Origin of the sequence: Aneurinibacillus thermoaerophilus, assembly GCF_900099925.1 — a bacterium.
GTDB classification, from domain to species: Bacteria; Bacillota; Bacilli; order Aneurinibacillales; family Aneurinibacillaceae; genus Aneurinibacillus; species Aneurinibacillus thermoaerophilus.
Map to the genome: position 1 here is coordinate 105,483 of NZ_FNDE01000007.1, position 12,432 is coordinate 117,914.

A 12,432-nucleotide genomic window follows, 5' to 3' on the forward strand; every position below is an offset into this window, starting at 1 on the left:
ATGAACGTAGCAGCGTTATTAGGATCGATTGAGTCAGGCTTTATTTTTGCTATTATGGCGCTTGGCGTATACTTGACGTTTCGGATTTTGGATTTTCCTGATCTGACGGTGGATGGGAGTTTCGCCACCGGGGGCGCAATCGGCGCGACGATGATAACGGCGGGATTTGCCCCGTTTTTGTCCACGGTATCTGCCGTGGCTGCTGGTTTGCTTGTTGGCGCAATGACTGGAATTTTACATACGAAGGGAAAAATCAACGCCCTTCTGTCAGGAATTCTTTCGATGATTGCGTTGTACTCTATCAATTTGCGCATTATGGGCAAAGCGAATGTGCCTTTGCTCGGCGAAGAAACGCTGTTGACCCAAATCAAGGACGCGCTCTCTATACTGGGAGATTATGGACAACTGTTTGCTGTTGCAGTGATCGCTCTCATTATTAAGTTTATTAACGATTGGTTTCTGCATACGGAAGTAGGTCTTGCCATCCGCGCGACAGGCAACAACCAGCGCATGATTCGAAGCTTTTCTGCGAACACGGATAGCATGATCATCATCGGATTAAGTCTCTCCAATGGGATGGTGGCGCTCGCTGGAGCGCTGTACGCCCAGTATCAGGGATTCGCCGACGTATCGATGGGAATCGGGATGATTATTATTGGCCTTGCGTCCGTTATTATTGGAGAAGCGATTTTTGGTAACCGCACCATTGTCTGGGCTACATTTGCGGTTATTGGGGGAGCGATTATTTACCGGATGGTTGTGGCGCTGGCGATGCAAATTGGTCTCGACCCGTCTGATATGAAGTTGATGACGTCTTTAATCGTTATTATTGCACTTATCATGCCGCGCATATCTGCAAATTATAAGGAACGTAAGCGCCGTGCTGCGCGTGCGAAAAACCATGGCCAGCGGCCGGCAGTGCTTGAAGGAGGCGAGGTGAAGAAGCATGCTTAAGTTAAAGGATCTCTATGTTGTGTTTAATGAAGGGACCGTTGATGAAAAAGTGGCGCTGAACTATGTCAATCTTCACCTAAAGCCAGGTGACTTTGTGACGATTATTGGCAGTAATGGTGCGGGAAAATCCACGCTAATGAACATTATCTCAGGCGTGTTAAAACCGGATTACGGCACGGTAGAGATCGATGCAGTAGATGTTACTCATCTTCCGGAATATAAACGGGCGCCGATGATTGGCCGCGTATTCCAAGACCCGATGGCCGGTACAGCCCCTTCGATGACGATCGAAGAGAATCTAGCACTGGCGTATGCGCGTGACAAACGCCGCACGTTGCGCAAAGGGGTGACAGCCAAACGGCGCGATGAGTTCCGGACTTACCTGGAGACGCTTCATCTTGGACTTGAAAACCGGTTGAGTGCGAAAGTCGGGCTATTGTCTGGTGGGGAGCGTCAGGCGCTGAGCTTGCTCATGGCAACGTTTACAAAGCCGAAAGTGCTTTTGCTTGACGAGCATACGGCGGCGCTTGATCCCGCTCGTGCGCAGCGAATTACCGAATTAACAGAAGAAATTGTGACCAGGCAGAAGCTAACAACACTAATGGTTACGCATAATATGCAGCAGGCGCTCGATTTGGGAAATCGGCTGATTATGATGGACAAAGGCTCCATTATTCTTGATGTTCCGTCAGAGGAGAAGAAAAATTTGACAGTCGAACGATTGCTGGCTGAATTTCAGCGTTTGTGCGGCGAAAAGTTTGCCAGTGATAGGGCGATACTTGCTTAGTGGTTCGCATAACGTAATAAAAAATCCCCGATAAATCCGGGGATTTTTTATTTGACGTCTTTTTCAAGTTGCAGAGCAAGGCGCCGACCTTGCCGTTTCTTTCGATATAATTGGAGCGCGTAGAACACCAGAACATAGCAAATGATCGCGACGATCGAACCGTTAGCGGCGCTGCCGACAAAAAATGCAATTCCTTTTTCTTTTATAAATTGCCAAAGCATCATAAAACCCATATGGCTCATTTGTTCGCTTACGTCCTGCCCAAATTTGTTTCCGACCAACAGATTGCCTACGCTCATATTAAGCACGAAAAACAGCGGCAAAATGAATTTACCCATCACGAACCCGATAAGCGAAGCAGCGAAATTGCCGCGAATTAACAAGTTAAGCGGATAAAGGAGCAAGAATGCTGAGCCAAGTGTTGGCAGCGTGATAAACTCGATGAAAATACCGAGCGAAAAGCTGCGGGCCACAATCGAAGGCGCTCCTTTGGAGCGAAGCAATTTTAAATATTGATATCTCATTTTCCGGTAAAGTTTTTTTAGCATAGAGATTCTCCGTTTCTTATGCAAAATGCTTAGCCGATCATTAGGGTATTATGTATTATTATAGCGAAAAAACACATGGAATGTTAGTATTTCTTTGATTTTTATAGTATCATTTATAATGTAAGAAGGCGTATATGTTGATAAATAAAGGAGGCGTGAGACATTGTCAATTTTTACTCCATTCACACAAAAAAATGTAACATTGCGTAATCGTATTGTTATGTCACCAATGTGCATGTATACGGCAGGTGATGACGGTAAAGCGACCGATTGGCATTATGTACATTACGGTACGCGTGCGGTCGGTGGGGTTGGCCTGGTGATGCTGGAGGCAACGGCGGTAGAGAGCAGAGGCCGCATTAGCCATCAGGATCTTGGAATTTGGAGTGATGAGCATATCAAACCGTTGCGCCGAATTGTACACTTCGTGAAGGCGCAGGGAGCAGCGGCTGCGATTCAATTGGCGCACGCCGGACGCAAAGCGCAGGTGAAAGATGCGATTGTGGCGCCGAGCGCAGTTCCGTTTGACGAGAATTCGCCTGTGCCGCAAGAACTGAGCGAAGAAGAAATTGAAAAAGTGTTAGACGCCTGGCGGCAGGCGGCCCGGCGCGCGCGTGAGGCGGGATTTGACATTGTGGAAATTCACGGCGCGCACGGTTATTTAATTAATGAATTTTTGTCACCGCTTGCCAACAAACGGACTGATCGTTATGGTGGAAGTTTGGAGGGACGTTTTCTTTTCTTGAAGCGGGTGATCGAAGCGGTAAAGCAGGAGTGGCCGGAGGAAAATCCGCTTTATTTGCGTATTTCGGCGGTTGATCACGTGGAGGGCGGATTAACGATTGAAGACAGTATCAAAATCGCCGGAATGGCTAAAGAAGCAGGTGTTGATCTGATCGATTGCTCGTCTGGCGCCATCCTACCTGTTGTACCAAAGAAAATTTTTCCGGGTTATCAAGTATCATACGCGGAAGCAATCCGTAAACAAGCCGGCATCGCGACAGGGTGCGTTGGATTGATCGATGATCCTTCGCTGGCTAATGAAATTATTGGCAACGAAAGGGCGGATCTTGTTTTTTTGGGACGTGTGCTCTTACGTAATCCGTATTGGGTATTGCAAGCCGCGAAACAACGGAACCGTGAATATGAAGGGCCGCGTCAGTACGAGCGAGGGTTTAAATAAATGAGCTGGGAAAAAACATTCCGGATAAAAGTCGGAATGTTTTTTTTGTAGGGTGGCACCTGCTTTTTTCTTCATGAAACTGCCGCGTTCCATTGTCCGTATAGAAGGGTAAGATAATGTATAGCAGCGAATCCAGAAAAGGAGTCGAGAGACGAATGAAGATAAACGAACAAATCCTTAATGCTGTAGTAGTGCCACGGCTTAATCAACTCCTGTCAAACATGTATATAAACTCGTTTCATTCGTATGAAGGATACGCAGTTGTAAATGCTCAGGTACGGACAAGAGGGGAGTGGCTTCCTGTCCTGTATACGCTTAAACTCGATGCGTTCCGTTTTGATCTATCCGGCCGGTATGTGTCATTTATTTATACAGAAGATGTACAAAGAGAAAAAGTATCACTTACGCAAAAGCTGTCGCACGAAACGGAAATGTTTCTGGCCAAGAACGTAACGGGTAAAACATTATTAATGAACGCGTTGGGAAACAAACGGGAGGTTCACGTTTCGGATAATCGGGTTACTATCCAACTGGCCCCATTGGTAAACATGTATCCGGTATTGCAGGATATTAAGGTGGACAAACTGATTTTTGAAGAAGGGGTGCTTCATCTGGAAATCACAGTACCGCCGGAACTTGCACCTGAGGCTTTGGAATTCGACTGGATGAAATCGATGGAAGAAGTGGAGCCATCTTCTGAGAGCGGAGAAACGGAAGTTCATACAGGTGGTGAATTGATCGTACTGAATCGTGAGCATGAACGATATTACGATCAGTTACGCGGAAGAATTGAAAAATATATGCGTGAAAAAATCGGGGATACCCGGGCGGAAAAAATCGCACCGTACTTGCTGCTTGCTCCAGATTTATTCGTTTTGCTTGCCCGGCTGGCCAAAGATAGACGCGTGCCGCTGCGCTCGAAATCGATCGCGTTGGCCGCGCTTGTGTACTTTATGTCACCGCTTGATATTATTCCGGAATTTATCGCTGGCCCCGGTGGTTTTATTGACGATATTATTTTCGCTGTTCTGGCGCTGAACAAAATGTTGGTAGATGTGGACGAAGAGATTATTCACGAACACTGGAACGGAGATAAAAACGTTGTCGGTATTATTCGTGATGTACTAAGCAAAGCCGATTCGCTCGTCGGCAAAAGCCGATTTGAAATGATAAAAAACGTGTTGAAAAAGCGAAAATAGAAGAAAGATATCATGGGACAGGAAACGGAGGATGGAAAGTGAGAATAAGGGAAGAAAAGGGGCTTACCTCCTTCCCTTATTGTTTTTATGCCAGAGCTTGTTTTGGGAACATCATTTCATGCTTCGCTCTCATTTTACCCCGACCGGTGTGGGAGCAAGTTCTCTTATCATCGCAATCTCATCGCAGCTTGGAAATTTTGAGCAATTAATGCAGTCTTTCCATACTTTGTGTGGCAGTGTTTCTTTTTTTACGACGTAAAACTTACACTTCTCAAAGAACTCCTGCTGATATGTCAATGACATGACACGACGGAGACCAAGTTCTCTCGCTTCATCTATGAGATGGTTCACCAATTTCTTTCCAAGACCTTTTCCTTTTGCTTTTTCTGAAATGGCGAGCGAGCGTACTTCAGCTAAATCTTCCCACAGAATGTGAAGACCGCCCACACCCACAACTTCACCTGGTTCGCCAACTTCCCCTATATCGTCAATGACAACGGAAAAGCAATGCAACGTTTCACAGAGTGATAGCTTTGAACGGGGCAGCATTAGCCCTTGCTGTGCGTACTCGTTAATTAAAGCCATCATCCCGTCAAGGTCTTGTATTTTTGCCTTTCGGATTAACATAGCTATCCCTCCATGAGAATATTGTGTATATGTAATTAAGAATATGTATAATTATCGAATTTATAATAATAAATATACACTCTTGTCTTTGATATGTCTAGGATGTAAATTGGATAAAATGTATTTTTATAAGAATGGACAAGGTGGTTTTGATATGGTGGCGCTTAACAGTGAAGAATCGTGGGAAAGAAATATTCTGGTCTTATAGAAACAAAACCGTAGGAAAAATGGGCAAAAGACTAAAATTACCGCCCATGCAGAGGTGGAACATGGTATGATAATACACGATAAGACATGTGCAAAGGGGTCTTAAAATGAGTGAGTTAGTATATACAGCAAGCAGCATGTTAAAAAAGGTATTCCGTAATGGAGAGCGCTCGCTTTCTAGGCAGGAATTAGAAAGTCGCCTGCAGAATACATACGGCATAAGCTTACAACGCACAGGCCAATCGCCGGGCGAAGTGATTGAGGAAGCGCTTGCTGAAGAAGCTTCGCCTTTTCATGTGGGAAGTTCTCACGCGGTGGTCGAGATGGATGCGCCGTTCCGCGATCATATCGCCGAAGAGCTGGTGCGTTATTTCCTTGAAAACAAAGGGCCTTTGACGGCAGAACAATGTTTAAAAAAGCTGCGCTGGCATAACATAATTTCCTACAGCTACGCTGAAAACAAGCTTCCTCTGTACAAAGACCCTCGGTTTGTCCGTTTTATCGGATCAGACTTGTGGTATTTGGCCCGCTGGGAGATAGCCAATGACCACATTTACCGTTTCCTTGTGGACAAACAGGTTAAACAACTGCCTTTGGCGCAACTGCTGCTAATGATGGAGCATGAATTGAATCTGTCGCGCCGCGAATACGTATTTGTACCGGAGGGAGACCCACGTTTTCACATAGTTGAAGGTTTGGTTATCGTCAGTTATGAAAGAGAAAGCGAGCCACAGCCTGAAGCGGAAGAAGTACAGGTGAATGTGCTGCAGGAGCAAGAACAAGAAGATGTCATTGTGAATGAGAATATTCAAAGGGAAGAGGAGGTTGCTGTAACAATGGCAAATGAATTGAAAACAGCAAGCGTATTTGAAGATGTATTGGTAAATGCCCAGGATTCGACTGAGAAGTTAGAACTCCGTATTAAAGAAATGGAGGAAGAAGTGCTTGAGCATTTCAAGAGCAACAACATGTCCGCCATTTCTCAACTTGTGGCGGAAAAAGAAAAATGTGAAGCGATTGTTGCTGCGCTTGAAAAAGTTATTGAAATCGTAAACAAATAATGAGAAATAAGGATGACCGTATCAATGGAAGCGATTGAAGAGCTTGACGGCCTGCATCGTCGCTTTGAGCGCTTACGCTTGGTGGTGGAGAGCAAGCGGATGCAGGTGAAGTGGATAGAAGAAGAAGTTCGGCTCTGCTTTCAGGAAAGTGACATGCAAGGAATTGCCGAACTGGCCCGCGAGCGGGAGCGGTTGCTCAAGTGGATTGAGATGATGGAGAAATTTATCATCAAGTGGGAGCGATACTGGCACGTTTATGAATCTGCGTCGGGCTGGTTGTCTCCGGGCCTGCATGCGCAAGAATAGGTAGGGCGCTGCTTTCGCCCTGCCGTTTTTTCTAAAACATTTTTTCTGTTTTTCCAAAAAATAATCTTGCGCATTAGAAGCCTTATGTGATATTATAAATTCTGTCGCTGCTATATAAGAAGACACGAAATCATGTCCCAGTAGCTCAGCTGGATAGAGCAACGGCCTTCTAAGCCGTCGGTCGGGAGTTCGAATCTCTCCTGGGACGCCAGCAAGGAGCCATTAGCTCAGTTGGTAGAGCACCTGACTTTTAATCAGGGTGTCACTGGTTCGAGTCCAGTATGGCTCACCATTTTTATGCGGATGTGGCGGAATCGGCAGACGCGCTAGATTCAGGTTCTAGTGGTGGCAACACCGTGGGGGTTCAAGTCCCTTCATCCGCACCATTTTTTTTATAACATGTAACGAATGAATTGGTTTTTAATATATTGTTGATAAATGTATAACATAAGAAGTGCGGACAGTCGCTGTTCATGCTTTTGCATGGATAGAGGAAAGTCCAGGCTCGCCCGGGCTGAGAGGCTCGGAGTGTTTGTGCCTGCCGCAAGGCAGGGCAGTCGCGCAAGCGGCTGACGGCGGTGAAATCGGCTACGTTCCTTTTGGAATATGCCGAGAATAGCCTGAAAGTGCCACAGTGACGTAGCTCTACTGGAAACAGTAGGGGTGGAACGAGGTAAACCCCGCAAGCGAGCAACCCAAATTTTGGTAGGGGCACTATCCGAAGGGAAATGAACCGGAGGATAGACGGGACAGGAGTCTCGTAGATAGATGACTGTCGCTTCCATGTACCAGGCTGGCTGCCGTGATGAGTACGGGAAGTACAAAACCTGGCTTACAGCACTTCTTATAGCCGATATATGATCTTATAAGGAAACCGTTCCGTTATTTAGGAACGGTTTTTTCTACATTTGTTGTCAATTTGAAACCCAGGAGGCGGAAGAATGAATTTTACGATTACACCGGAAGCGGTACAGGCCTACAAAAAATATGCGGGATTTCGGGAAGGGGATTGCTACCGGTTGTATGTACGTACTGGTGGTCCTGGTGCGGGTGGACTGTTTTATGCTATCGAAAAAAGCTCGCAGAATGAAATGAAGGCAGGAGATGCTGTGTTTGAGGTGGGAGGTATTCGATTCTTTATCCGGGCAAGCGATGCTTGGTATTTCGAGGGAGGAACGTTATCGCATAATAAATATTTAGGAGAGTATGGATTTGAGTTTCACAATCCTTTGCTGGAATAGAGAAGAGGGGTGTGTATGAACCGGATATTGCAGTTTGATGAATGGACGGAAGCGGTCGGGGGGCTGTTTCATGAAATCGAACAAGCTCCACAACGCTTTGAAGCGCGTGCTGCTGAATTGTATGCCCAGCTGTCTCGGTGGAAAGAGCAAATGGATGAGGAGCAGCTTCGTCCGTGGGAAGCGATGTTGTACACATGCCTTGGGATTTTACAGTGGAATAGCCAGCCAGAAGGAAAAGGAGCGGAAAGCTGGTTGCGTCGGGCGGTTGATTTGGCACCAGAATTGGAAAAGGCATGGAAATACATGAAGCTTGTGCTGCTTGCCGAACTTGCTTCTCTGTTTGACGATATTTCCTTTTTTCCGCTGCGCCAGGTAGATCCGTCCGAGCGTCGTAAACAGAAAACACTTGAAGTTCTTCAGGGTATTGAGCGTCTTACCGGGGAAAAAATCAAGCTGGCCGAGCGGTGGATTGCAGAAGGGAAAGCAACGGAGAAACATCTTGCTGCAAAAGATATTGTATGGGAGGAAGCATCCGCCTGGCTGGCTGGACTGTCGGAATTGGTGCGCGAAGTGGAAGCGTGCGCTATGGCCTACCATCAGTCCATTAGTGGCTTGTATGCGCCCGAAGAGATGTTGCGGGAGTTTAACGAAGCGCTTGAGAGACTAAACGCTTATTTCGAAGACTGGAACACGGCGATGGTCGGCTACCGAAGGGAAGCGAAACAGTCGCCTTCCGCATTGGAACGTCTGGATGCGCTTGTCGGTATGAAAGATATCAAAAAGCGGATTCATGATTTGTATTATTTTTTGCTTTATTTAACAAAGCGCCGAGAGCTTGGATTCAAGATGCAGGACGAGATTGGACTGCACGCGATTCTCATGGGAAATCCAGGCACGGGCAAGACGACGATAGCCCGTCTTTTGGCAGAAATTTACCATGAACTTGGGCTTCTGGAACGCTCTTCCGTTATTGAGGTGGATCGTTCCCAGTTGGTGGGTTCTTATGTAGGGCATACGGAGCAGAAAGTAATGGAAGCGGTGCAGCGCGCGGTTGGCGGGGTGTTGTTTATTGATGAGGCGTATAGTTTAAAACGCGCAGGAAGCGCGGAAAACGATTTCGGACAGGTGGCGATCGATACCCTTGTCGCGGCGATGACCGGGGGGGAATATGCCGGTAAATTCGCTGTTATACTGGCCGGATATCCGGAAGAGATGAGAAATTTTCTGCTGGCTAATCCTGGTTTACGCAGCCGTTTTCCAGAAAGTGGTCATTTTTACCTGCCCGACTTTACGATGGATGAACTGGTGGCTATTGGACAGATGGTGGCCCGCAATAATCAGTTTGTGCTAACGGAAAGTGCGGTTGCTGCTTTGAAAGAGCGGATTGAAGTGGAGCGTGTGGACGCTACGTTTGGCAACGCGCGTACAGTCAAAAATATCGTGCTTGACGCGATTACGGCAAAAGGACGTAAGCTGAAAGGCAAAGAAGAGCTGCCAGCTGATGAATTTACCATTTTATATGCGGAAGATTTTGCACGTCCGCTTCCGCAAGCGAAGCCGGCAACTGAACGCTTGCATGCTTTGGTCGGGTTGAAGGAAATTAAAGAAGAGATCAAGACATTGTTTGCGCTTTTATCCATTCAGCGGAAACGGAAAGAGCAAGGCTTACCCGTTACGCCGCTGCAGTTTCATGCCTTTTTTTCCGGCAATCCGGGTACCGGTAAAACGACGGTAGCAGAAATTTATGCTTCGATCTTGAAAGAAGCGGGCATATTGAAGCGAGGACATTTGGTTACGGTCGGAAGGGCAGATTTAGTAGCTGAATATGTAGGACAGACAGCCGTTAAAACGAGGCGAAAAATCACCGAAGCGCTGGGTGGCGTGCTATTCATTGACGAAGCTCACGCCTTGATCCCATCCGGCTCGAATGATTACAGTGCAGAAGCGATCGATACGCTGGTTGAAGAAATGACAAAACATAAAGAAAATCTTGTTGTTGTGCTGGCTGGATATCCCGGCTTTATCGAGCAGTTATTGGATACGAATCCAGGCCTGCGTTCCCGGTTCAAAAAGTATTTTCATTTTCCGGATTATTCATTACAAGAATTACTCGAAGTGGCAAGAACTTATGCCGCTGAACAGGGCTATCAGCTTTCGTTGGAAGCCATCAACCGTTTGCGTCGGTATTTCGAACAGCGAAGCGGAGAGCGAAGCGGCAATGCTCGGCTTGCGCGCGATGTTATTGAGGAGGCCATGCAGCGCCAGGCAAGGCGTTTGATGGATACGGGGCACACAGCATTTACGCGGGAAGAATTAATGCGATTGGAAGAAAGTGATATCCGCCCCTTCCCGTTTTTGTCATAAATATCTATGATAAGTATAGAAGAGCTACGGCAGAATAGGAGGAAACGGCATGATAATCCGGCGAAACGGATGGGTGCACCGTTTGTTGGTTGAGCTGGCCGGAAAAGCGCAAAAGGTAAAAGAAGAAAAAGACATGTTGCAGACGATTATTGATCATGCCTACGAAGGTGTGTTAATTGTCGACCCGAACGGATATATCTTAATGGCCAACGAAATTTACGCGAATTTTCTGGGCTGGAAGCTTAGCGATATGATTGGTAAGCATGTGACTGAAGTCATTGAAAATACGCGGATGCACATCGTGGGTCAGACTGGAAAGCCGGAAATTGCCCAAATTCAAAAAATTAATGGGCGCGAGATGATTGCCAGCCGCATCCCGGTGTTTAACCAGGGAAAAGTGGCAGCCGTTGTTGGAACGGTGATGTTCCAGGAAGTTGATGATTTATTTGCGCTTACCACTAAAGTAGAAAATCTGCGCAAAGAGTTGAATTATTACAAAGACGAGCTGGACAAGCGGTTGCAGGCGAAATACTCGTTTGATACGATTCTTGGCACAAGTGACGAACTGGAAAAAGTAAAAATACTAGGGCGCCGTGTAGCCAAAAGTGATACAACTATTTTGCTTAAAGGGGAGAGCGGTACAGGCAAGGAATTGTTCGCCCATGCTATTCACCGGGAAAGCTACCGCAGCGCGGGGCCGCTTATTAAAGTGAACTGCGCCGCCATTCCGGATACGTTGCTTGAGTCGGAACTGTTCGGTTACAAAGGAGGTTCCTTTACAGGGGCGAAAAAATCCGGAAAGAAAGGGAAATTCGCCCTCGCGAAAGGCGGTACGATTTTTCTTGATGAAATTAGCGAAATGCCTTTAATGATGCAGGCGAAATTGTTGCGGGTACTTCAGGAAAAAGAAATTGAACCGATCGGCGCGGATAAGCCAGAATCAGTTGATGTGCGTATTATTGCTGCTACCAACAAAGATTTACTCACTCTTGTGGAGCAGGGAAAATTCCGCCATGATTTGTATTATCGCTTGAATGTTGTAATGCTTGAAATTCCGCCGTTGCGTGAACGAAGCGAGGATATTCCGCTGTTAATTGAATCGTTTTTGCAGCAGTTGGAGAAAGAGACAGGTATCCGTGCCAAAGGTGTAGAAGATGAGGCGATGCGTGCCTTGCTTGCTTACTCGTGGCCAGGTAACATTCGTGAACTTCGCAATGTGCTGGAGCGTGCTTTATACGTAAAAAACGGGGAAATGATTGCGTTGCAGGATTTGCCGCCGCTGCTGGCAACCAGCCCCCAGACAGAAAAGAAAATGGTAACATTAAAGCAAGCGGTGGAGAAAGCGGAAGCGGAGGTCATTCGCGAAACGATTCGTCGAACAAAAGGAGATAAGATTGCTGCAGCGCGGCAGCTTGGTATTAGCAAGTCCGGTTTATATGTCAAGCTGGCCCGGTACGGTTTAAACGAAGAAAGGTATCAATAATTGTTTGATACCTTTTTCTATTTTCTTGGAATTTTCGTCTATAATTTTGGAAAAGATGAAAGGGTTTTTATTTACAAATGATTTTGTTTTTTACATAAATAAGAAAAAATGAAGACTTTTCAAGCTCTATTTGTTATGCATAACGACCATCAAAAGTAACCAGAGTGTTTGGCACGATATTTGCTCCCTAAATCAGTAAGATTATTAACTGTAGTTGAGCAATTTTCATTACAATAATTACCATGTAAAAAGAGACAAACGGAGTACCCCTTATGCCACATGAAGCTGTTTTTTAACGACATCAATGGGAATATCTTGTTTCGCTGCATCGTAAATAAACTCCACGAGGCTATGTCCTTTCTTCTTTCGAAGGAAGTCAAGCCCGGTAGAGAAATCGCTGTTGGATTCGACCATACTGTACACATAAGCGAGTTGCACCAAGATCCAATACCGTTTCACCGCCCGACGTTGA

General features: G+C 46.3%; 11 protein-coding genes, 3 tRNA genes, 1 other RNA gene and 1 pseudogene. 13 read left to right on the top strand and 3 right to left on the bottom strand.

Annotated elements, in window-relative coordinates; genetic code table 11:
- Both BLR88_RS06020 and BLR88_RS06025 read left to right on the top strand, forming a co-directional pair.
- A complete protein-coding gene (locus BLR88_RS06020; protein WP_091260178.1) occupies window positions 1-954 on the top strand; it encodes an ABC transporter permease in 954 nt (317 codons plus the stop codon).
- Entirely contained in the window at window positions 947-1,741 is a 795-nt protein-coding gene (locus BLR88_RS06025) for an ABC transporter ATP-binding protein (RefSeq protein WP_057899484.1), read from the top strand. Before BLR88_RS06020 ends, BLR88_RS06025 begins: the two co-directional genes overlap by 8 nt.
- 47 nt (window positions 1,742-1,788) lie before the next feature.
- Here BLR88_RS06025 and BLR88_RS06030 read toward each other — a convergent pair whose 3' ends face one another.
- Entirely contained in the window at window positions 1,789-2,265 is a 477-nt protein-coding gene (locus tag BLR88_RS06030) for a DUF2062 domain-containing protein (protein ID WP_236781890.1), read from the bottom strand.
- Window positions 2,266-2,452: 187 nt separating this feature from the next.
- Between BLR88_RS06030 and namA the strand changes: the two genes are divergently transcribed.
- Window positions 2,453-3,472 (top strand): NADPH dehydrogenase NamA, encoded by a 1,020-nt coding sequence (gene namA / locus BLR88_RS06035; RefSeq protein WP_057899482.1) that lies wholly within the window; start codon window positions 2,453-2,455, stop codon window positions 3,470-3,472.
- Window positions 3,473-3,627: 155 nt separating this feature from the next.
- Window positions 3,628-4,671, top strand: coding sequence for a YkvA family protein (locus tag BLR88_RS20070; RefSeq protein WP_236781889.1), 1,044 nt, complete (start codon window positions 3,628-3,630; stop codon window positions 4,669-4,671).
- A gap of 129 nt (window positions 4,672-4,800) precedes the next feature.
- Here the strand turns inward: BLR88_RS20070 and BLR88_RS06045 are convergent, their stop codons facing one another.
- Entirely contained in the window at window positions 4,801-5,298 is a 498-nt protein-coding gene (locus BLR88_RS06045; RefSeq protein WP_057899481.1) for an N-acetyltransferase, read from the bottom strand.
- A gap of 314 nt (window positions 5,299-5,612) precedes the next feature.
- Here BLR88_RS06045 and BLR88_RS06050 point away from each other — a divergent pair, with 314 nt between their 5' ends.
- The 9 genes from BLR88_RS06050 to BLR88_RS06090 all read left to right on the top strand — a co-directional run bounded on the left by BLR88_RS06050 (window position 5,613) and on the right by BLR88_RS06090 (window position 11,960).
- Complete coding sequence (locus tag BLR88_RS06050; protein ID WP_057899480.1) at window positions 5,613-6,566, top strand: hypothetical protein; 954 nt, start codon at window positions 5,613-5,615, stop codon at window positions 6,564-6,566.
- A 12-nt stretch (window positions 6,567-6,578) separates the two neighbouring features.
- Window positions 6,579-6,872, top strand: a complete 294-nt coding sequence (locus tag BLR88_RS06055; protein WP_139184922.1) for a hypothetical protein — start codon at window positions 6,579-6,581, stop codon at window positions 6,870-6,872.
- Between the two features lie 134 nt (window positions 6,873-7,006).
- Window positions 7,007-7,083 (top strand) — tRNA-Arg (locus tag BLR88_RS06060).
- Between the two features lie 5 nt (window positions 7,084-7,088).
- A tRNA-Lys gene (locus BLR88_RS06065) sits at window positions 7,089-7,164 on the top strand.
- Window positions 7,165-7,171: 7 nt separating this feature from the next.
- Window positions 7,172-7,258, top strand: a tRNA-Leu gene (locus tag BLR88_RS06070).
- A 66-nt stretch (window positions 7,259-7,324) separates the two neighbouring features.
- An RNA gene (gene rnpB, locus BLR88_RS06075) (RNase P RNA component class B) lies at window positions 7,325-7,712 on the top strand.
- A 101-nt stretch (window positions 7,713-7,813) separates the two neighbouring features.
- Entirely contained in the window at window positions 7,814-8,113 is a 300-nt protein-coding gene (locus BLR88_RS06080) for an iron-sulfur cluster biosynthesis family protein (RefSeq protein ID WP_057899478.1), read from the top strand.
- A 15-nt stretch (window positions 8,114-8,128) separates the two neighbouring features.
- Window positions 8,129-10,477, top strand: coding sequence for an AAA family ATPase (locus BLR88_RS06085; RefSeq protein ID WP_091260179.1), 2,349 nt, complete (start codon window positions 8,129-8,131; stop codon window positions 10,475-10,477).
- Between the two features lie 49 nt (window positions 10,478-10,526).
- Window positions 10,527-11,960, top strand: coding sequence for a sigma-54 interaction domain-containing protein (locus BLR88_RS06090; RefSeq protein WP_091260182.1), 1,434 nt, complete (start codon window positions 10,527-10,529; stop codon window positions 11,958-11,960).
- Window positions 11,961-12,230: 270 nt separating this feature from the next.
- Here the strand turns inward: BLR88_RS06090 and BLR88_RS06095 are convergent.
- Window positions 12,231-12,432, bottom strand: a pseudogene (locus BLR88_RS06095) (IS701 family transposase); the annotation flags it as partial.

Bases quoted from the DNA above. Each gene is read 5' to 3' on its own strand.
- BLR88_RS06080 (WP_057899478.1), top strand. From the start codon at position 7,814: ATGAATTTTACGATTACACCGGAAGCGGTACAGGCCTACAAAAAATAT.
- BLR88_RS06050 (WP_057899480.1), top strand. From the start codon at position 5,613: ATGAGTGAGTTAGTATATACAGCAAGCAGCATGTTAAAAAAGGTATTC.
- BLR88_RS06055 (WP_139184922.1), top strand. From the start codon at position 6,579: ATGACCGTATCAATGGAAGCGATTGAAGAGCTTGACGGCCTGCATCGT.
- BLR88_RS06090 (WP_091260182.1), top strand. From the start codon at position 10,527: ATGATAATCCGGCGAAACGGATGGGTGCACCGTTTGTTGGTTGAGCTG.
- BLR88_RS06085 (WP_091260179.1), top strand. From the start codon at position 8,129: ATGAACCGGATATTGCAGTTTGATGAATGGACGGAAGCGGTCGGGGGG.
- BLR88_RS20070 (WP_236781889.1), top strand. From the start codon at position 3,628: ATGAAGATAAACGAACAAATCCTTAATGCTGTAGTAGTGCCACGGCTT.
- BLR88_RS06020 (WP_091260178.1), top strand. From the start codon at position 1: ATGAACGTAGCAGCGTTATTAGGATCGATTGAGTCAGGCTTTATTTTT.
- BLR88_RS06045 (WP_057899481.1), bottom strand. From the start codon at position 5,298: ATGTTAATCCGAAAGGCAAAAATACAAGACCTTGACGGGATGATGGCT.
- BLR88_RS06030 (WP_236781890.1), bottom strand. From the start codon at position 2,265: ATGAGATATCAATATTTAAAATTGCTTCGCTCCAAAGGAGCGCCTTCG.
- BLR88_RS06025 (WP_057899484.1), top strand. From the start codon at position 947: ATGCTTAAGTTAAAGGATCTCTATGTTGTGTTTAATGAAGGGACCGTT.